The organism is Chryseobacterium sp. GW821-FHT04C04 (assembly GCF_059420365.1).
This window is the reverse complement of sequence record NZ_JBWKTO010000003.1, coordinates 338,334-357,245: the sequence shown is the minus strand read 5'-3', so window position 1 is coordinate 357,245 and position 18,912 is coordinate 338,334. Positions and strand designations below refer to the sequence as shown.

At 36.2% G+C, this 18,912-nt stretch carries 20 protein-coding genes; 9 read left to right on the top strand and 11 right to left on the bottom strand.

Features of this window, described 5'->3' with window-relative positions:
* The first annotated feature begins 98 nt into the window (after positions 1-98).
* Both AC07UM_RS11485 and AC07UM_RS11480 read left to right on the top strand, forming a co-directional pair.
* Positions 99-794 carry a pseudouridine synthase gene (locus AC07UM_RS11485; RefSeq protein ID WP_103231133.1) on the top strand — a complete coding sequence of 232 codons (696 nt, stop codon included), beginning with the start codon at positions 99-101 and terminating at the stop codon, positions 792-794.
* A gap of 402 nt (positions 795-1,196) precedes the next feature.
* Entirely contained in the window at positions 1,197-2,234 is a 1,038-nt protein-coding gene (locus AC07UM_RS11480; protein ID WP_494683378.1) for a quinone-dependent dihydroorotate dehydrogenase, read from the top strand.
* Between the two features lie 168 nt (positions 2,235-2,402).
* On the opposite strand, the gene AC07UM_RS11475 is transcribed toward AC07UM_RS11480, so the two are convergent.
* Positions 2,403-3,224, bottom strand: a complete 822-nt coding sequence (locus AC07UM_RS11475) for a hypothetical protein (protein WP_494683379.1) — start codon at positions 3,222-3,224, stop codon at positions 2,403-2,405.
* A gap of 94 nt (positions 3,225-3,318) precedes the next feature.
* Entirely contained in the window at positions 3,319-4,563 is a 1,245-nt protein-coding gene (locus AC07UM_RS11470) for a DUF445 domain-containing protein (protein WP_494683380.1), read from the bottom strand.
* Between the two features lie 96 nt (positions 4,564-4,659).
* On the opposite strand from AC07UM_RS11470, the gene msrB reads away from it, so the two are divergent.
* The 3 genes from msrB to AC07UM_RS11455 all read left to right on the top strand — a co-directional run bounded on the left by msrB (position 4,660) and on the right by AC07UM_RS11455 (position 6,532).
* On the top strand, positions 4,660-5,187 hold the full coding sequence (msrB, locus tag AC07UM_RS11465) for a peptide-methionine (R)-S-oxide reductase MsrB (RefSeq protein WP_494683381.1): 528 nt from the start codon (positions 4,660-4,662) through the stop codon (positions 5,185-5,187).
* Positions 5,188-5,194: 7 nt separating this feature from the next.
* The gene (locus tag AC07UM_RS11460) at positions 5,195-5,572 is read left to right on the top strand and encodes a DUF7079 family protein (protein ID WP_494683382.1); all 378 of its coding nucleotides are present in this window, start codon (positions 5,195-5,197) and stop codon (positions 5,570-5,572) included.
* Between the two features lie 204 nt (positions 5,573-5,776).
* Entirely contained in the window at positions 5,777-6,532 is a 756-nt protein-coding gene (locus tag AC07UM_RS11455; protein ID WP_494683383.1) for a murein L,D-transpeptidase catalytic domain family protein, read from the top strand.
* 39 nt (positions 6,533-6,571) lie between these two features.
* On the opposite strand, the gene AC07UM_RS11450 is transcribed toward AC07UM_RS11455, so the two are convergent.
* The gene (locus AC07UM_RS11450; protein WP_494683384.1) at positions 6,572-7,945 is read right to left on the bottom strand and encodes a HAMP domain-containing sensor histidine kinase; all 1,374 of its coding nucleotides are present in this window, start codon (positions 7,943-7,945) and stop codon (positions 6,572-6,574) included.
* Entirely contained in the window at positions 7,942-8,628 is a 687-nt protein-coding gene (locus AC07UM_RS11445; protein WP_103231126.1) for a response regulator transcription factor, read from the bottom strand. The genes AC07UM_RS11450 and AC07UM_RS11445 overlap by 4 nt, the downstream gene beginning before the upstream one ends.
* A 240-nt stretch (positions 8,629-8,868) precedes the next feature.
* Here AC07UM_RS11445 and AC07UM_RS11440 point away from each other — a divergent pair, with 240 nt between their 5' ends.
* The 3 genes from AC07UM_RS11440 to AC07UM_RS11430 are packed head-to-tail and all read left to right on the top strand — an operon-like array spanning position 8,869 to position 11,129.
* On the top strand, positions 8,869-10,197 hold the full coding sequence (locus tag AC07UM_RS11440; protein WP_494683385.1) for a hypothetical protein: 1,329 nt from the start codon (positions 8,869-8,871) through the stop codon (positions 10,195-10,197).
* Between the two features lie 11 nt (positions 10,198-10,208).
* Positions 10,209-10,628 carry a Dabb family protein gene (locus AC07UM_RS11435; protein ID WP_103231124.1) on the top strand — a complete coding sequence of 140 codons (420 nt, stop codon included), beginning with the start codon at positions 10,209-10,211 and terminating at the stop codon, positions 10,626-10,628.
* A gap of 21 nt (positions 10,629-10,649) precedes the next feature.
* Positions 10,650-11,129 carry a cupin domain-containing protein gene (locus tag AC07UM_RS11430; protein WP_494683386.1) on the top strand — a complete coding sequence of 160 codons (480 nt, stop codon included), beginning with the start codon at positions 10,650-10,652 and terminating at the stop codon, positions 11,127-11,129.
* A gap of 88 nt (positions 11,130-11,217) precedes the next feature.
* Here the strand turns inward: AC07UM_RS11430 and AC07UM_RS11425 are convergent, their stop codons facing one another.
* The 7 genes from AC07UM_RS11425 to AC07UM_RS11395 all read right to left on the bottom strand — a co-directional run bounded on the left by AC07UM_RS11425 (position 11,218) and on the right by AC07UM_RS11395 (position 17,555).
* Complete coding sequence (locus tag AC07UM_RS11425; RefSeq protein ID WP_494683387.1) at positions 11,218-12,342, bottom strand: TlpA family protein disulfide reductase; 1,125 nt, start codon at positions 12,340-12,342, stop codon at positions 11,218-11,220.
* 97 nt (positions 12,343-12,439) lie between these two features.
* Positions 12,440-13,681, bottom strand: a complete 1,242-nt coding sequence (fabF, locus tag AC07UM_RS11420) for a beta-ketoacyl-ACP synthase II (RefSeq protein WP_494683388.1) — start codon at positions 13,679-13,681, stop codon at positions 12,440-12,442.
* Between the two features lie 2 nt (positions 13,682-13,683).
* Positions 13,684-14,109: a PaaI family thioesterase gene (locus AC07UM_RS11415; protein ID WP_494683389.1), complete on the bottom strand. Its 426-nt coding sequence runs from the start codon at positions 14,107-14,109 to the stop codon at positions 13,684-13,686.
* An 11-nt stretch (positions 14,110-14,120) separates the two neighbouring features.
* Positions 14,121-15,389, bottom strand: a complete 1,269-nt coding sequence (locus AC07UM_RS11410; RefSeq protein ID WP_494683390.1) for an acetyl-CoA C-acetyltransferase — start codon at positions 15,387-15,389, stop codon at positions 14,121-14,123.
* A 10-nt stretch (positions 15,390-15,399) separates the two neighbouring features.
* Entirely contained in the window at positions 15,400-16,005 is a 606-nt protein-coding gene (locus tag AC07UM_RS11405) for a TetR/AcrR family transcriptional regulator (protein WP_494683391.1), read from the bottom strand.
* 174 nt (positions 16,006-16,179) lie between these two features.
* Positions 16,180-16,599, bottom strand: a complete 420-nt coding sequence (locus tag AC07UM_RS11400) for an OsmC family protein (protein WP_103231137.1) — start codon at positions 16,597-16,599, stop codon at positions 16,180-16,182.
* Positions 16,600-16,688: 89 nt separating this feature from the next.
* On the bottom strand, positions 16,689-17,555 hold the full coding sequence (locus tag AC07UM_RS11395; protein ID WP_494683392.1) for a helix-turn-helix domain-containing protein: 867 nt from the start codon (positions 17,553-17,555) through the stop codon (positions 16,689-16,691).
* Positions 17,556-17,755: 200 nt separating this feature from the next.
* On the opposite strand from AC07UM_RS11395, the gene AC07UM_RS11390 reads away from it, so the two are divergent.
* Positions 17,756-18,634: an AraC family transcriptional regulator gene (locus AC07UM_RS11390; protein WP_494683393.1), complete on the top strand. Its 879-nt coding sequence runs from the start codon at positions 17,756-17,758 to the stop codon at positions 18,632-18,634.
* Positions 18,635-18,912 lie beyond the last annotated feature (278 nt).

The following is an 18,912-nucleotide window of genomic DNA, read 5'->3' as shown; positions in this document are numbered from 1 at the left end:
GTTTTGGCGGCGGCGGAGCCCCCCCCAAAACTCAGAAAAGAGCTCAAACATACCGCTCAATCAGGGCTAAATCGGTTGAAAATTTCTACTTTTGCCCCATGTTAGAAATTCTTTATCGCGACGAACATCTTATTGCCATTAATAAACCCAGTGGATTATTGGTTCATAAATCTTATTATGCAGGAGAAGCCGATACCTATGCTATTCAGGAATTAAGAGATCAGATCGGACAGTATGTTTATCCTGCGCATCGTTTAGACCGGAAAACTTCGGGTGTTTTGCTGTTTACTTTAGATAAAGATACATTGAGAGTAATGAACGATCGATTTGCAACACGGCAAGTTGAAAAAAAATACTTAGTCATTCTTCGGGGTTGGGCAAAAGAAGAAGAAACAATTGATTATGATTTAGTCAATGAGGATGGAACCCAGCAAAATGCCATTACTTATTATCACCGTTTGCAGACTTCGGAAATAGATTTAGCTTTTGGAAAACATCAGACTTCGCGGTACTGCCTGGTAGAAGCCATACCGGAAACGGGCAGAATGCATCAGCTGAGAAAGCATTTTAAACATATCTTACACCCTATTTTGGGATGTCGTCCTTACGGCTGTAATAAACAAAATAAACTGTGGCTGGAAACTTTTGATATGAGCAAACTGATGCTTCACGCCCATCAATTGGTCTTTAATCATCCCATTACCAACGAAAAAATAACACTGAATGCTACAGTAAATGAAGAGTTCAAAAGGGTAGGGAATATTTTAAATTTCGATTTGAGTTCGTATTCTTAATTTAAACCAAACGATTCTTCACCTGGTCCACCTTGACAAGGTAATATTTTCCAATTATTCTACCCATTTAAGAGATAATGGAGGTATTTCTCTGTACCTATTGTTTTAACACAATGCTCGCAAAGTTTATTGATAAATAACTTTTATTTCCGATCGCAAGAGCACTTCGTTCAGCAAAGACTGATAGCGTATACTTCGCTTAGTGAAACACCCTTGCGAACCAAAATGTTTTCAGGATGGTGATATTTCTTTGCAATCATAGCGTTAAAAAATCTCTCTGATTTATAGAATATATAGTTGTTTTCCAACTTATAGATACTATAGATCAGACATTTTGATAAAATATCATACATCAATCTGGCATTAATTTTAAAATGAGTAATTTTGTAAAACTTTTTTTCAATGTACAAATCGCTCATTCGTCCAATTCTTTTCAAATTTGATCCCGAAGAAGTTCATCACTTTACTTTTTCGATGCTTAAGAATTTTGGATTTCTTACCCAATTATTTTTCCCAAAACCTATTGAAGATAAACGTCTTGAAAGAGAAGTTTTCGGATTGAAATTTAAGAATCCTGTAGGACTGGCTGCCGGTTTTGATAAAAATGCAGTTTTGTTCAATGAATTGGGTGATCTTGGTTTTGGATTTGTAGAAATTGGAACCGTAACCCCTAGAGCCCAGGCAGGAAATCCTAAGAAAAGGCTGTTCCGTTTAATAGAAGACGGGGGAATTATCAACAGAATGGGGTTCAACAACGACGGTCTTGAAGCGGCTATTGAAAAACTGAAATCCAACAAAGGAAAGATCATCATCGGTGGAAACATCGGAAAAAATACAGATACAAGCCCGGAAAATTATACCCAGGACTATCTGGACTGTTTTGAAGGTCTTCATCCTCATGTAGACTACTTTGTACTGAATGTAAGCTGCCCGAATGTAGGAAGCCACGCTAAACTTGAAGATGTGGAATATCTGAGAGAGCTGATTACAGAAGTGAAGAAGATCAATCAGTCAAAATCTGTACAGAAGCCTATATTACTGAAAATAGCTCCGGATCTTAATAACAATCAACTGGACGAAATTGTTGATTTGATTGCAGAAACAAAGATCGATGGTATCGTAGTTTCCAATACCTCCGTCAACAGAGAGGGTTTGAAGACTTCTCCGGAAGTTTTGGAACAAATAGGAAATGGCGGACTAAGCGGAAAGCCTATCCGTGAGAGAAGTACAAAAATGATCAGATATATTTCCGATAAAAGCAACAGAGCTTTCCCAATCATTGGAGTAGGAGGAATACATTCTGCAAAAGATGCTATAGAGAAATTAGATGCAGGCGCCAGTTTAATCCAGCTTTATACAGGATTTATTTATGAAGGGCCACAACTGATCAACGAGATCAATCAGGAGCTTCTGAAAAGAGTAAGCAGATTACCAAGATAAAAATAAAAATAGATTGTCTCAAAAGTCAAATAATTTGGCTTTTGTCATTCTGACGAAGGAAGAATCTCATTAATAACCAAATACATGAGATTCTTCACTACATTTCTGAACTACGTTCGCAAACTTTCAGTCTGTGTTCAGAATGACACTTTTAAGACAGCCTCTTTTTTATTTTGACTTTACAACTGATGCATTCTTAAGGTCTACGGTAAGGGTATGGGCAGGAGTAGTGTCAGATTTACCTATTTTATATCGTATTGTTTGCCTGTCTTTGGATTTCGTTTTGGTAACGTCATAGATGTTCTCCAGACAACTTTCTATTAGGAATTCCTCATAGTTTTTATAATTCCAGTCTTTTGTAAAATAAAGAACCCGATAGCCTTTTTCACCTTCACTAGCCCCACATCTTCCACACGCATTAAGATTTGAGGAATGTTCAAAATACAGCAAAACCCGGTTCTTATTTTCCCCCGATGTATAGGAGACCAGCTCATTTCCTCCATATTGATTGATAAAGTCGAATGTATTGATCTTTTTATTATTGGGTAAGATCAGATAATTGTTGTAGCGGTAAATCATATCATTACCGGTAAAAAGTCTGGCTGGGTGAGTTTTTTTATCCAGATCAATATTTCCCTGAATTGTATTTTCTTTAGCTTCGTCCTGGTTAAAGGTAATATATTCTTTGGGAGCCAATAACTGTGCTGTTTCATTTGTTTTTTCTACCGCTTTTGGTGATGTGATCTTTTCTTTAAATATTTTGGAATTTATTTTCTGCTTAGCACCAAAGTTATACAATGAGAGTTTACCATAATCATAAACCCCCGTTAGCGGAATTTTCTTCTGATATTTATCGTAATAATACCATCCATCTACAAAATACTGATAGAGACTGCAATCTGCAATTACTGCGAAATGAAGCTGCATGGTAATAGGAACTCCTGCGATTTCTCCTTTGAAAATCTGCGAAGAATCTGTTACTTTCTTCAATTCAACTTTTTGGCAGAGAAAAAATGTGAGGGATAAGAAAAAGAATACGGTAAAAATTTTTTTCATGGTTGGGGTATCATTAGTTTTAGTTTTTTCAGATAAAGAAATGGGATATGGTATAGATGATTAGTCCGACCAGACCTCCAACCAGCGTTCCGTTTACCCGGATAAACTGTAGATCTTTTCCTACTTCCAGTTCCAGTTTTTCGCTAAGTTCTTTTCCCTGCCAATTCCCAACAGTAGTGCTGATGAGGTTCCCGAACTGATGGGTGTTTTTAAGAATGTATTTATAAGCCGTTACCCGAACCCAGTGGTCAATTTTGTTTTGAAGACTTTCGTCGGTCTTTAAGTTTTGTGCAAACTCATTCAGATTTTTAGAAAGATAGCTTTTCAATGCGGAATGCTCTTCCTGCAGTTCTTTCATGAGTGTTTTTTTGATAGAAACCCAGATGTCATTAGAATATTCATCAAGTTTATCATTTCGGAGAAGTCCGTTTTTGATGGTTTTAAACTCGTCATCCCACTTCGGATCTTCTTTCAGATCAACAGCAAATTCATGGATTTTCTGAGTAATTAGCCCTCTTACTCCATGCTGGAGATCTTCTTCTATTTCTTTGAAAAAATCAGCAAGTCCGTCTGCAATTTTATCTGCGATTTTGTTATCTACAAAAGATGGAATGAACGTGTAACTGCCTTTTTTTACACGGTCTTTGATCATTTCGTCGTTTTCAATGATGTATTCTTTGATCTGTTTGGAAAGGTTGGTGATAATTCTCTGGTGGTCATTTTTTTCCAGAATATAGCCGATTCCGTTTCCTACGACTTTATTAAGCTTAATATCATCCGTCATTTCAGAAACCTTTTTGCTGATAAATTGGCTTACGGTAGAATCATCAAGTTTATTAAGAATATCAAGAACAATATCTGAAAGATTTTTAATCAAAATCTCCTGGCTCTTTTCTTTACCCAGCCATTCTCCGACAAAGTTTGAAACTTTAAGCTTTTGAATATAAGGGCGTATATTCTGAGGAGAAAGGAAGTTACCCACCACAAAACTGCCCAGATTGTCTCCCAATCTCTGTTTGCTGTTTTCAATCAGGTTGGTGTGAGGAATAGGAAGCCCAAGAGGATGGCGGAATAATGCGGTTACAGCAAACCAGTCAGCCAGCGCACCTACCATCGCAGCTTCGGCAAAAGCCCGCACATAGCCAATCCAATGAGAGGGGGTAGACTTCTGTACAATAGTGGTAACGATGAAAATAATAGCCATCAGGACAAATAATCCTGTGGCAAATGCTTTATATTTTCTGAGCTGTTTTCTTTTTGCTTCGTCATTCATATTCTCAAATTTACTAAATTTGGTTATGAAACCGTTTAATCTTAATAAAAGCTTTTACACCACAAAAAATTTTATGGTTAAAGAATAAAATTTACGATGAAATTTTTAGTTTCAATCACCTTATTATTTTTTCTGCAGGCTTGTACGCAGAAATATCAACCCATTAAAAACTCTCCTATGGAAAATACAGAAGCAAAAAACAATCCATACTATTCCAGAACCGATACTGCAAAACTTACTATTTCCAATGAAGAATGGAAAAAAATTCTTGCTCCGGACTTGTATGCAATCGCCAGAGAAGCTGCAACAGAAAGAGCTTTTACAGGAAAATATAACGAGTTTGATGAAGTGGGTGACTATTATTGTGCGGTGTGTGGACATCACCTTTTCCGTTCCACCTCAAAATTTTCCAGCAGCTGTGGCTGGCCGAGTTTCTTTGAGGCCGATAAAGAAGGAGTCTATTATGTAAGAGATCAGTCCTATGGAATGGATAGAGTAGAAGTGCTTTGCAAAAGATGTGATTCCCATCTGGGGCATGTTTTTGATGATGGTCCCAAGCCTACAGGGCTGAGATACTGTATGAATTCTGTGAGCCTGGAATTTGTTTCCGATTCTCAGAAGTAAATATTATATGAACGAACTCGAATTTTTGGATGAAAGGAAGGAAGTCTGGTATGCGCTTTCTGACTTATACCTGGATACAGAACTTCAGGAATCGGATTTGCAGTATATGACCCGGATTTTCCTTGAAAGTCCTTTTAGCCTTGAGAATATTAAAAAAATAGATCAGTACGAAGTTTTCCCTGTTCTCTTCTCCAATCTGCTGGATCCGGCGGGAGAATGGGCTGGATTTGAAGAAAAGAGATTAGTTAAAAATATTATGAACTGGCTGGAATCCAGAAATCAACTGGATATTTTTGCAATCAAATGTATTTACTGCCTCTATGAACCAATGAACAAGAACTATTGGAAAAGAGTGGAAGAGATCTATAATCAGGCAGGTGTATGACTTTTTCGATAGATACTTTTATTGGAAAATGGAACGAATGTATGAACCCTGAAATTTTCTCTGGTTTTCAAAAATAAGTGCTTTAATTCACAGAATCAGGACGTTAAAATTTCTTAAATAGCGTTAAACTTTTTAGAGTTATAACCCCTTGGTAATTATGTTTTTATAATTTTGCCCCACTAATTTGGATTTATATAGTATTGAATGAAAGGATTTTATAGCGTATTAGGCCTTGTTTACATGGTGACGACTTCATTCTACATTTCCCCAAGAGTGGCGGCGAAAAGTGAGAATGTCAAAACAACGAAAACTGAAAAAGTTGCTGAAACGAAATCTGAGAAGGGTACAACAGCCGTATCTGCATCAGAAGTACTGTACCAATCAATAGCATTTGACCCGGAGCATGAACTTAATTATGAAGTGTTCTCAAAAGCATTGACAGGATATGAAAACTTAAAGAAAGCAGGATTGCTTACTCAGGACTCGCATTTATTAACGATCTGCGATTTTTCTATGTCTTCCAATACCAAAAGACTTTGGATTATTGATCTTGAAGACAAAAAAGTTCTGTTCAACTCATTGGTTGCCCACGGTAAAAATACAGGCGAAGAATTTGCGACGAATTTTTCTAACAGGGAAAGTTCGTTGCAGAGCAGCTTAGGATTTTATATCACCGATGCAACTTATCAGGGAGACAACGGATATTCTCTGAAACTATTGGGAATGGATAAAGGTTTTAATGATGCGGCTTACAGAAGAGCAATTGTAATGCACGGTGCAGACTATGTAAGTGATGCATTCGCTGCAATGCACAAAAGAATCGGAAGAAGCTGGGGATGCCCTGCCGTACCAAGAGATTTGATACAGCCAATTGTCAACACAATTAAAGGTAAAAATTGTCTGTTCATCTATTACCCCGATCAGAATTATCTTTCTTCCTCAGAATGGTTGAAAGCATAAAGATAAAAAGAGCAGTCAGACTTGACTGCTCTTTTTCTTTTATTTTTTGACAGGAAATACGATTGTAAATAGGCTTCCTTTTGAAACCTCAGAATCTACGTAAAGCATTCCCTGGTGAATTTCTACAATTCTTTTGACAATAGAAAGACCAATCCCATTTCCTTTTTCAAAATTTTTATTAGAACCCCGGAAGAACAGCTCGAAAATTTTTGAAAGATCTTGTTCCGAAATCCCAATACCATGGTCAATAAACCGGATTTTTATATGGTGAGAATTGGTTTCAATCTCTACATGGCAGCTTTTGTCTCCGGAATATTTACAGGCGTTTTCCAAAAGGTTTGAAAAAGCAACCTGCAGCAGATATGGATTTCCATGAAAATCATAATTATTTTCGTCCTCATCATCTGTATTCCCCACATAATTGATCCCGATTTTGTAATGGGTATTTTTCTGGATCAGAGCAAGTTTGGCTTCTGCCAGAATTTCATCCAGACGTAGATTAGAAAGACTGATCTGGGATACATCATAACTGGCCCGCGCAAAATCTAAAAGAGCTGACGAAAGTTCCGAAGCATCATTAGCATCCTGTAAAGCATTGTCTATAGAAAGTTTATAATCTTCTAAGGTTACATTAAGCTCTTTTGCCAGTTCAAGCTCAGCAATTAAAGTAGAAAGCGGAGTACGGAACTCATGGGAGATGGTGGTGACAAACTGTTTATGGTTGTTAAAAGATTTCTCCAGCCTGTTAAATGTAGAATTGAAGGTTTCTGTCAGTTCATAAATTTCATCTTTTGCTTTGGGAATATCAAGACGTTTATTCAGGTTGTGTTCTGAAATGTCACGGATCTGAAGGATGATGTCTTTTAATGGCTTTAAAGTATAATAGGAAAAAAGAAACCCGATGATAAAAATAATGACGATACAGCTGATATAAATGATGATGATATCTTTTTTAAACTCTGCAATATGAGCTTTCCCGGTTACATCTTCTGCACTTCCTATGATGTAGAACTTCTCTCCACCTGATTCAAATTGAATGGCAGTATACTGACGGTCCCCTTGTTGCCAGAATATTTTACTTTTATTCAATGTGATCATTTTATTCAGATACTTTTCATTGCTTTTTGAAGGGGGAATATCGGTGAATGTCAGTTCTTTATTACTGTTATAAACACTAATATCGGCCTCATTCAGCAGTTTTTGATTGCGTTGATGAAGCTCTCGGATCTTTTCATCACTGATTCTGGCATCGAAAATAAATTCAGAACGCCAGATGACTTTATATCCAAGGCGGTCATTAAACTCATCTTCCCTGTTTTTTTCGGATACGAAATAAAGAACATAGGCAAACAAAAAAAGAATACCTGCTGTAAGTATAGCATATATTAATGCTGTTCTGGTAGCTATTTTCATAACTGTGAGGCGAAAATAAACCCTACGCCCGGTTTGGTATGGATAAGCTTCTGTTCAAAATCTTTATCAATCTTTTTTCGCAGATAGGCGATGTAAACATCAATATAATTGGTTCCGGTGTCAAAATGATTTCCCCAGACATTTTCTGCAATCTCTTCACGGGTCAGAATTCTTTCGGCATTGCTTACCAGGAATACTAAAAGCTTAAATTCTTTGGGAGTGAGTTCTATTTCTTTTCCGTTTCTGAATACCCTGTTGATTTTCTTATCAATCTTCAGCTCATGATAGGCTAAATCTGTCAGATATGCTTCTTTATTTTTGATTGATCTTCGCTGTAAAATAGCTTTTATTCTGACATACAGTTCCCTGATTTCAAAAGGTTTTACCATATAATCATCTGCTCCGGCATCAAATCCTTCAATTTTCTCATCAATTGTTCCCAAAGCAGTCAGCATAATAATCGGCAGATCAGGGTATTTCTGTTTGATCATTTTGCAAAGATCTATCCCACTCATTTTGGGAAGCATAATGTCTGTAATGGCCAGATCGAATGTAATTTTATTCAACATGACAATAGCATCCTCCGCATCTTCGGAAATATAAACCTGATATTCCTGACTTTCCAACCCTCTCTTTAAAAGGCTTGAAACGCGTGAATTATCTTCTATAATTAAAACTTTCATAAGAAAATACTAATGGGATAAAGGCTTGAATTTTCAACTCTGATTTTGTTTTCAAAAGATTGATTATCAGATGACCTCAAAGCCTTGTACAAAGGTATTTCATATTTTTCTTTTATCAGAAAAGATTAACCTTTTTAATAGTTTTCTATAAGGTTTCTAATAGATTTCTAATACCAGTCCCGGCTTTCCCGATCTAATTTTGTCCCGTTGAAATCAACAAAAAGATAAGAATAGAAAAATATGAAGACTACCTCTTTCAGAACCGGACTTGCTTTATTTTCCCTGTTGGGAATCATGGGAAAATTGGAAGCTCAGAAGAAAAATGATTTTAATAACCCGGGATTGACCCATTATTTCAATGATGAACATTCACGATATATTTCCTTGAGTGGATATGCGGAACTGTGGGCCAGATATACCCAGCTGAATCCGGGAAGCCTTGTTAATAACGAGGCAAAATCTGATCTGTCTGACCTTTCCCTCCGAAGAGTTCGTGTGAAAATGACTTATAAACCTACTGAAAAACTAATGTTTGTATTACAGGGAGGAACCACCAACGTGAATGTAAATGCTAAAGGAAGTAATTATTTTGATTTGCTGGATGCCTATGCTGAATATTCCTTTAATGACAAAATAGCCTTTGGGGCTGGTCGTTCTACTTGGCGGGGGCTTTCAAGGTTTACAACGGGACCTTTGAATACGCTGTTATATGACCTTCCGGCTTATGCTACTTCCAATGCAGGAGCTACAGATTATACAGTGAGAGAGCTAAGTGCCTATATTAAAGGTCAGCTGGGAAAATTTGATTACCGTCTTGTAGTAGCAGATCCTTATACGATGACGACAGCAGATCCGAAATTTAATGTAGCCTCTTTCAGTAAAAACTCTCCTGGGAAAGACTTTTCCGGGTATTTCAGATATGCTTTTTTAGATAAAGAAAATATCTCAACTCCTTTTAACTCGGGAACATATGTCGGGAAGAAAAATGTATTGAGTCTGGGGGCTGGTTTTGATTATATCCACAATGCACTATGGCATCTGGATGCCGGGAAGAATACAGTGAATGATGATATGAAGAGTTTTGCAGTAGACTTATTCTATGATGCTCCGCTCAATAAAGAAAAAGGAACATCAATAAGTGCTTATGGGATGGCAATGCACAATGACTATGGCCCGAACTATATCCGATATGTAGGAACCAACAACCCTGCGACTTCTGTGGATGTTGCCCAGGCCAGTCTTAATGGTGCAGGGAATGCAATGCCTGTCATCGGAACCGGGAATACCTATTATGTACAATTGGGAGGAACTCTTCCTTATTTGAATAAAGAAAAGAAAAACCTTCAGTTACAGCCCGCTGTCGGAATGCAGATTTCCGATCTGAAAGGGCTTCATGATAATGCGGTGATTTATGACGCTGGAATCTCTCTTCTGATGAACGGGATGTCTTCCAGGCTAACCTTTGATGCACAGAACAGACCTGTTTATGCCAATGAGCCTTCCAATAATGCCATAGTCTCTGACAGAAAATGGCAGTTTGTCCTTAAATACAGAATCGATTTTAACTAAAATAAGATACTATGGAAAGAAGAAAATTTTTATTCCGATCCGTTCAGGCTTCTGCCCTGCTTCTGGTTTCGGGAAATATGTTTGCCTCTGCTTTACCCATGTTTAACCCTTTAAAAAAGAAAAAAGTGTACTTCCATTATTTATTGTTCTGGCTGAGAAAAGATATCTCTGCGTCAGAAGTAAAAGAATTTGAGAATTTTTTCGAAGGTCTTAAAAAGCTTCCTTATCAGAAAAATCTCCGTTACGGAAAACCGGCAGCATCCAGCCCGAGAAGTGTTTTAGACAGCACATTTACCTATAATGCCTCTATGGAATTTGAGAGCCTGGAAGAACTGGAAGCGTACGGAAAACTTCCCGAGCATCTGGCACTGGTTCAAAAGTATAAACCATTCTTTGACAGAATGTTGGTTTATGATACTGTATATAATTAAAAATAAAGAATTAAATTTATAATGAAAAATTTCATGAAAGGCCTTAGCCTTGTTTTAGTAGTAAGTACTGTAGGATTTATGAATGCACAGCATAAAAACCACAAAAATGTGAGTGTAACTCCGGAAATTTCCACAGAGTTTATTCCAGCCATAAGATTAATTAATAATCCTGATGGATCATGTTCTTTTGAGAAAGGAAAAATTCCAACCCTTAAGCACATGAATACAACCACTTTCTGGATGAGTAATAAAACCGAAGAATGGGAGAAAAATGCTCATCCTGCACCCAGAAGACAATATGTAATTACCATCAAAGGTAATATTAAGTTTAAAGTAACGGATGGTTCTACTTTTATGATTAAGCCGGGAGTTGTTCTTCTTGCGGAAGATATTAAAGGAACCGGACACAGCTGGGATATGGTGAAAAGTAAAGAATGGGAGAGGCTTTACATCCCGATTTCGGAAGATGCCAATGACTTTTTTATCCCTGATGCCCAATAATTTTTACTAGAAATCTCTTTCTGAGAGAATATATAGAATCGTTATGTTTTGAAGCAGTCAGTTTTGGCTGCTTTTCCTTTTGAAGAAATTATTCTAAATACTTTTTAATAACAGTTCTGGCTTCCTCAATACTATTGCTGATTCGGGCAATTATTTTTCCGTTTTCATCGATGATAAAGTGAAGGGGATAGCTTGTAGCATTCACTTTCTTTTGGAAGTCTTTGTTGGCATCAAAGAAATTCATCCAGTTGGCATTGTTTTTCTTTAAAATATTCTTTGCAATCTCCATTCTATTGGGTTTTTGCTCGTCTGTGATCGTGATGAAATTTACATTTTGATCTTTATATTCATGATACAGCTTCACAATTTCAGGCATACTTTTTATACAGGGAGCGCATGTGGTTGACCAATAGTCAATAAAGGTTAATTTATATTTCTTAAAGTCTTCCGAAGTCAATTTATTCTGCTTGTCAAAATAAATATCAGGTATTTTTTGTCCGATGGATGTAGATTGTTCTGCTTTTAAACGAGCTTCAACACCTTTGTATAATTTGTTTTGTTTAAATTTTGCTGAAAATAAATTTAAGTTTTTCAAATAAGCAGGGTGATAATCCTCAAGAGTATAATCATTCACAATCTCCCATAATGCGACATATGAATTTGGTTTTTTCCTGATATATTCTCCTAAAAATTCCTGTTTCTTGTTCATGTTGATCAAACTGTCACGATGGTGAGGACTTTTTGATTTTATATAAAACTGTTCCAATGATCTTTGTAAAGCCTTATATTCTTTATTGGCCGGTGAATCTATATTAAGTTCTAGATTGTTAATGTGTTGAGGTAAATCAATTTTATATTTTCCTTTTTCTAAGAAAAATATTTTTGTATTATAAATGGGCTCTCCTTTCTTTCCTATATAGCCAAACGCTACAGGTTGAGGATATTCTATAAAACCATTGACAATATTTTTCTTTTGAATTTTAAAATAATAAATTGAATGAGCTATCTTGATCTTTTTACCAAAATCAGAAATATTATCATTCGTTTGTATTTTGAATGTATAAAGATCTCCAAATCCGTTTCTCGTCATTGGAGCACCCAACATGAGGCTGTCACTAATGTATGAATCTGAACTGAGATCAATTTCAAAATTATTCTGAGAATAAATAAAATTTGAAATGAGAATCAATAATGCATAGAGAAGTTTCTTCATAAAATATTTTGTAATGGAACTAACTTACAAAAAGTTTTATACATAAAAAATCCTTGTGCAAAAAACACAAGGATTACAATTTATTTTGATTTCAGGATTAGCTGAACTTCTTGAAAATTAAAGTCGCGTTATGACCTCCAAAACCAAAGGCATTACTTAAAGCATACGTAATATCTTTTTCCTTCGCCTCTCCAAATACAATATTGATATCCTGTGGAATATTCTCATCAATAGAATGAAGATTAATCGTTGGTGGAATAATCCCGTTTTGAATGGCTTTGATAGAAAGAATTGCTTCAACAGCACCTGCTGCTCCTAGTAAATGACCTGTCATGGATTTTGTGGCACTGATGTCAAGGTTTTTACTTCCTTTAAATAATTTATTGATACCATTCAGTTCAACCAGATCTCCAAGTGGAGTAGAGGTAGCATGTGGATTAATATAATCAATATCATCTACGTTAATTCCTGCCTCATTAAGGGCTAATTGCATTGCTTTGATAGCTCCAACGCCATCAGGATGAGGTGCTGTCATGTGATAAGCATCGGCTGTCATTGCAGCGCCTACTAATTCTGCGTAGATTTTTGCTCCTCTTGCTTTAGCATGTTCATATTCTTCCAGAATCAAAGTTCCGGAACCTTCACCCATTACAAAACCGTCTCTTTCTGCATCGTAAGGACGACTGGCTGTAGCAAAATCGTCATTTCTTGTAGACATCGCTTTCATAATGGAAAAGCCACCGATAGAAGCTGGAGAGATTGCTGCTTCAGAACCTCCGCTGACAATCACCTTTGCTTTTCCCAGACGAATATAATTGAATGCATCCATCAATGCCGTATTTCCGGTTGCACATGCAGAAACTGTTGTATAGTTGATACCCTGAAGACCATATTTCATAGAGATCATTCCCGATGCCATGTTCGCAATGAATTTCGGTACAAAGAAAGGATTGAATCTTGGAGTTCCGTCACCGGCTGCAAAATTCATGACCTCACTTTCGAAAGTCCACATTCCACCTTGTCCTGTTCCCCAGATAACACCTACATCAAATGGATCCATATTTTCCAGCTCTAGCCCGGAATCTTTTAATGCCTCCGCGGTGGAGTACATTGCATATTGTGAAAATAAATCACTTCTTTTGATTTCGTTGTGTGTTAAATGGAGTTTTGGATCAAAATTTTTAACCTCACAAGCGAAATGTACTTTAAATTTTTCTGTGTCGAAATGGGTGATTATATTAGCACCACTCACTCCATTGATACTATTTTGCCAAAATTCTTCGACATTATTTCCCAAAGGCGTCAAAGCGCCAAGACCTGTAATGACAACTCTTTTCATACTTAGTTATTGATTTTGAATAAATTAGAGGTTCCTCTTGCGATTAAGCGTGTTTTGTCTGCATTCCATATTTCGCATTGTGCATTTACAAATTGCTTACCTCTTTTAATGATTTTAGTTTCAGCTACAATATTATCATTTTCTTTTGCAGTTGAAAAATAATCAATGACATTATTTATAGTAGTGATGAAAGAATTTTCATTTAAAGAAAACATCGTGGCTCCAATGATATCATCTACAATAGCCGCTGTAACTCCACCGTGAAGATTTCCTATAGGATTCAGCCATTCCGGTCTTACTATATATTGAAATGCCAATTGTCCTTCTTCTACAGAAATAACGATGGGATTGAGCCATTTCATAAAAGGAGATGGTGACTGGTCAAATTCTTTTCCGATGAATTGTTTTAATTGTGCTAATCTATCCATACTTTCAATTTTTATTTTTCTAAAATCATGGTTATTCCCTGTCCACGGGCTGCGCAGATGGATATAAAACCTTTTCCGCTGCCTTTTTCATGAAGTAATTTGGCTAAGGTTGCAATAATTCTTCCCCCTGTTGCAGCAAAAGGATGAGCAGCAGCAAGGCTTCCTCCCCTTACATTCAATTTGCTCCTGTCAATCGTTCCAAGGGCTTTTTCCAATCCGAACTTTTTAGCAAGTTCATCATTTTCCCAGATTTTTATGGTGGCTAAAACCTGTGCTGCAAATGCCTCATGAATTTCATAGTAATCAAATTCTGACAGACTCATGTCTGCTTTTTTCAGCATTCTTTCTGCCGCAAATACCGGAGCAAGAAGTAAATCTTGTTTATTTTCAACATATTCTATTCCTGCCAATTCTGAAAAAGTGATATACGCTAAAATAGGTAAATTATTAGCTTTTGCCCATTCTTCACTGGCCAATAAAACGGCTGAAGCTCCATCTGTAAATGGTGTTGAGTTACCTGCTGTTAAAGTTCCATTTTGTTTATCAAAAGCTGGTTTCAGCTGTGAAAGCTTTTCAATGCTGCTGTCACGTCTTAGATTATTATCTTTATCTAAGCCAAAAGCAGGAGTGATCATATCATCAAAGAATCCTTCATCATACGCTTTTGCCATATTCTGATGACTTTTTAAAGCCAGTTCATCCTGTTCCTGTCTGGGAATATTGTAATATTTTGCGGTAATTTCTGTGTGTTCACCCATTACAAGGCCCGTTTTGGGCTCCTGTCCTTTATAAGGAATGGGCATCCAGTCTTTTAGTTTTGGGCTTAACAGCTGTTTTAATTTTCCAAATGCTGATTTTTCTTTATTGGCCTTTAAAAGGGCTTTTCTTAATCTTGGAGAAGACTCAAACGGAATGTTGCTCATGGCTTCTACCCCGCATGCGATACCACTTTCAATTTGCCCTAAAGCTATTTTATTCCCAATGTAAATAGCGGCTTCAATTCCTGTATCGCAGGCCTGTTGAAGATCACAGGCAGGAGTAGCAGGGTCTAGTGTCGTATTCATCACGGTTTCCCTGATGAGGTTACTTTCGGAAATGTGTTTGATAACTGCTCCGCCGGCCACTTCTCCAAGTCTTTTTCCTTTGAGATGATAACGGTCTATCAGCCCATTCAGAGAAGCAAGTAAAAGATCCTGGTTTCCCTGCTCTGAATAAGCGGTATTCATTCTGGCAAAAGGAATTCTGTTGTATCCTACAATAGCCACTTTTTTTGTTTCCATATTATATAATTTATGATGGAAGAATATTGAGTTCATGATCAATCATGCTGGTGATTTTATCTAAAGCGTGGTTTAGAAAACTTTGGTCACCCATCGTTTTTGAAAGTAGAATTCCGCCTTCAATAAGCATGATGAATAGGGATGCGAATTGCTCAGCATTTACCTTTTTATTAATTTCACCTTTCTTTTGTCCTTCAATAATAGCGGCCGATATCTTTGACATCCATTGTTCAAAAGACTTTTTAACCTGGTTTTTTAAAGCTGGGAAAGAGTCGTCAGCTTCCGTTGCTGCATTCATTATAGGGCAGCCTCCGTTTGAGAACACAAACTTCCAGTTTTTCCGGTAAAAATCTACAAAAGCACGCAGCTTATCCAGGGAAGTAGGGAACTCATCACTAAAAGAGCGACTGAGTGTTTTACCCAATAATCCGGCATTGTATTTATAAACCTCGATAGCGACTTCATCTTTGTTTTCAAAATTTCCATAGATACTGCCTTTCGTCAGTCCTGTTGCCTGAGTAATGTCAGATAATGAAGTAGAAATATAGCCCTTCGTATTAAAAAGAGTGGCTGTTTTCTCAATGATGTGCTGTTTTGTTTTTTCTGCCTTCGACATTTAAATGCTTAATTATATGCAAATATACAAAAATATACCATTCGGTATATTTGTTTGAGGATTTACTTGATGCATCTATTTTGTGGCTTTAAGTTTTGGCTAAAGCCAATCGAATTTTTTTTAAAATAAAAAACGGGCTAAAGCCCGTTCCTATTGATATTGAAATTAAGATTTTTAATTTTCTAAAGTAGCATTCAATGTAATTTCAAAATTGAATGCTGCACTTACAGGACATCCTTCTTCAGCGATTTTGGCAAATTTCTGGAATTCTTCTTCTGATATTCCCGGAACTTTAGCGGTTAAAGTCAGTTCAGATTTTGTAATCTTTCCAATATTAGGATCAAGAGTGATTACAGAAGTTGTTTTTAACTCTTCAGGATTGTATCCGGCTTGTGAAAGTTCTGCGTCCAGTTTCATGGTGAAACATCCAGCGTGAGCTGCTGCCAGTAATTCTTCAGGGTTTGTCCCAACACCATCCGCAAAACGGCTGTTGAAAGAATATTGAGTTTCATTTAAAGTTGTACTTTGAGTAGTTAGGTGCCCTTTTCCTTCTTTGATAGTTCCGTTCCAAACGGCTGTTGCGTTACGTCTCATAATGTTTTGTTTTTTTGTTTTTAATATTGTTTGATTTTGATGATACAAAGATAGAGTGGTAGTTAGTCTGATTCAATAGATAAAAAGACTTAAATATTGTACTTTTTTCCCGAGGAGTAATTTTTTTTAAAATTTGAAGGAGTGCTTCCTGTTTTATTGGTAAAAAGTCTGTTAAAATAAGCCGGATCTTCATACCCCAGATCATAGGAAATTTCTTTCACAGGCTTATCTGTATAGAACAATAATCTTTTAGCTTCTAATAAAATTCTGTTGATGATAAGCTGATTGGGTGAATCGATATTTAGATTTTTAAATTTATGCGTTAAAGTTTTTGGAGCGATATGAAGAAGTTCTGCATAATCTGCAACATTGTGTTTTTCTCTGAAATGAATTTCCAGGTATCTGCTGAAATCTCTGAAAATATCCAGCTCACTACCCGGTATTTTGAGCGTGTCATTGTCTAAATTCTGCTTTTTCCATTTCCGGGTAGCACGTATGATGATCTGTTTTACATACGTTCTGATCATTTCCTCCGCAGACGAATCTTTCCATTCAAGTTCATCCTGAATGTTCAGGAATAATCCTTTTATAAGAGCAGTTTCAGAATCATCAAGCTCCACGAAAGGAATTTCAAATACATTATGAAAGAGAAGCCCGTCACAAGCCACTTCTTTATCATGGATCTGGATGCAATAGAAATCCCTGTTGTAGAAAAGGAGGATAAATTCTTCTTTTCCTTTTTCTATATTCAGATGTTGATTGGTCAAAAAAAACAGAGAAGGTTTCTTTGTTTTATATTCATGAAAATCAACAGTAAGTTCATACCCTGCAGGAATGAAAAATACTTTGATATCTGTTCTGAACCGATTTCCGTTGAAGCTACTCAGAGTTTCTTCCGAAAAAATTTCCAGTCCAAGTCTTTTATAGTGATCTTCAAAAATAAGCGGTTGCGACATATTTTAACTTTAGTTTAAAGATACAAAAAAGCAGGGTTTGAGCCGTATTAAATTATCCGAAACCCCAGTTTCTGATGCCGGCATACAGAATGGTAATAAAATAAATCGTAATTATGTTTTTACATTGATTTTATTTTATCATTTTTACAAATATTTGTACTGCAACCCCATATTATTAACCTTTTTCCAAAACAGCCTGTATGAGCGAACTAGAAAATATTCTTAGAGAAATAACTCCACTATCTCCTGAGGACAGTTTTCTGGTGTTTGACAGGATCAAAGCATCATTTGATTTTCCATACCATTATCATCCGGAAATAGAAATCAATTTTGTGTACAAAGGAAAAGGCTATCGCAGGATGATAGGTGATCACACGGGAGAGATAGGGAATATAGAACTGGTATTGGTAGGTCCCAATCTGCCGCATTGCTGGGCCAATTACAGATGTAAAAACAGGAAAACCCACGAAATTACCATACAGTTCAATCAGGATTTCTTTCACCAGTCACTGATGGAAAAAAACATTCTGAAGCCCATTAATAACCTGATGAAAGATTCCATCAGAGGAATTCTATTCTCAACGGAGACGGCCGAAAAACTAAAAGATTCGTTTCTAAATCTGTCAAAAATGAACAGTTTTGAGTCTTTTATAGAAATTATGAAAATTTTGAATGAACTTGCCGTTGCGGAAAATAAGACCCTTTTGTCATCGTATAGCATAGAGCTTGAATCTTTTGCAGATAATGATAAAATGAAGATCATCCATGATTTTGTCCATAAAAATTTTGAGAATAAAATTACGCTGGATAATGTGGCTTCAATGGTGAATATGAGCAATGTGACATTCAATCGATTTATTAAAAAAAGAACAGGGAAAACATTCATCAATTATCTTAACGAAATACGGATCAGCTATGCTGCACGCTGGCTGATGGAAAAGAATCTTACTGTTTTTGAAATTGCTTTTGAGGCCGGCTTCAATAATATTGCCAACTTCAATAAGGTATTTAAGTCAATCAAAAAGACAACTCCCACAGAATTTAAAGAACAGTTTAAAGGAGTTAAAAAGATAGAATAATACCTTTCTGAAATTCACTTTTTACTCTTTTTTACGATAAATCTTAAGTCGATTTCTAAGTAAAAAAATTCATTTTTTCTGTCAAAATATCTGAATAAATCCCCTTTTTTCAATTGTTTGGAAAGTGTTGTATTTTGTTGATATTTAGTGCTTTAATGGCTTTTAAATTTAAAGACTGAAAAAATAATATCGTTTTATGATAAAATAGTATTATATCAGACTGGTTACAAAATTTAGATTTGTGAATGTGAATTAAATCTTAACAAAACTTTAAATAA

Coding starts and splice junctions, on each gene's coding strand:
- AC07UM_RS11470 (WP_494683380.1), bottom strand. CDS start 4,563: ATGAATGACGAAGCAAAAAGAAAACAGCTCAGAAAATATAAAGCATTT.
- msrB (WP_494683381.1), top strand. CDS start 4,660: ATGAAATTTTTAGTTTCAATCACCTTATTATTTTTTCTGCAGGCTTGT.
- fabF (WP_494683388.1), bottom strand. CDS start 13,681: ATGAAAAGAGTTGTCATTACAGGTCTTGGCGCTTTGACGCCTTTGGGA.
- AC07UM_RS11445 (WP_103231126.1), bottom strand. CDS start 8,628: ATGAAAGTTTTAATTATAGAAGATAATTCACGCGTTTCAAGCCTTTTA.
- AC07UM_RS11455 (WP_494683383.1), top strand. CDS start 5,777: ATGAAAGGATTTTATAGCGTATTAGGCCTTGTTTACATGGTGACGACT.
- AC07UM_RS11435 (WP_103231124.1), top strand. CDS start 10,209: ATGGAAAGAAGAAAATTTTTATTCCGATCCGTTCAGGCTTCTGCCCTG.
- AC07UM_RS11395 (WP_494683392.1), bottom strand. CDS start 17,555: ATGTCGCAACCGCTTATTTTTGAAGATCACTATAAAAGACTTGGACTG.
- AC07UM_RS11390 (WP_494683393.1), top strand. CDS start 17,756: ATGAGCGAACTAGAAAATATTCTTAGAGAAATAACTCCACTATCTCCT.
- AC07UM_RS11485 (WP_103231133.1), top strand. CDS start 99: ATGTTAGAAATTCTTTATCGCGACGAACATCTTATTGCCATTAATAAA.
- AC07UM_RS11460 (WP_494683382.1), top strand. CDS start 5,195: ATGAACGAACTCGAATTTTTGGATGAAAGGAAGGAAGTCTGGTATGCG.
- AC07UM_RS11410 (WP_494683390.1), bottom strand. CDS start 15,389: ATGGAAACAAAAAAAGTGGCTATTGTAGGATACAACAGAATTCCTTTT.
- AC07UM_RS11450 (WP_494683384.1), bottom strand. CDS start 7,945: ATGAAAATAGCTACCAGAACAGCATTAATATATGCTATACTTACAGCA.
- AC07UM_RS11400 (WP_103231137.1), bottom strand. CDS start 16,599: ATGAGACGTAACGCAACAGCCGTTTGGAACGGAACTATCAAAGAAGGA.
- AC07UM_RS11405 (WP_494683391.1), bottom strand. CDS start 16,005: ATGTCGAAGGCAGAAAAAACAAAACAGCACATCATTGAGAAAACAGCC.
- AC07UM_RS11440 (WP_494683385.1), top strand. CDS start 8,869: ATGAAGACTACCTCTTTCAGAACCGGACTTGCTTTATTTTCCCTGTTG.
- AC07UM_RS11415 (WP_494683389.1), bottom strand. CDS start 14,109: ATGGATAGATTAGCACAATTAAAACAATTCATCGGAAAAGAATTTGAC.
- AC07UM_RS11425 (WP_494683387.1), bottom strand. CDS start 12,342: ATGAAGAAACTTCTCTATGCATTATTGATTCTCATTTCAAATTTTATT.
- AC07UM_RS11480 (WP_494683378.1), top strand. CDS start 1,197: ATGTACAAATCGCTCATTCGTCCAATTCTTTTCAAATTTGATCCCGAA.
- AC07UM_RS11430 (WP_494683386.1), top strand. CDS start 10,650: ATGAAAAATTTCATGAAAGGCCTTAGCCTTGTTTTAGTAGTAAGTACT.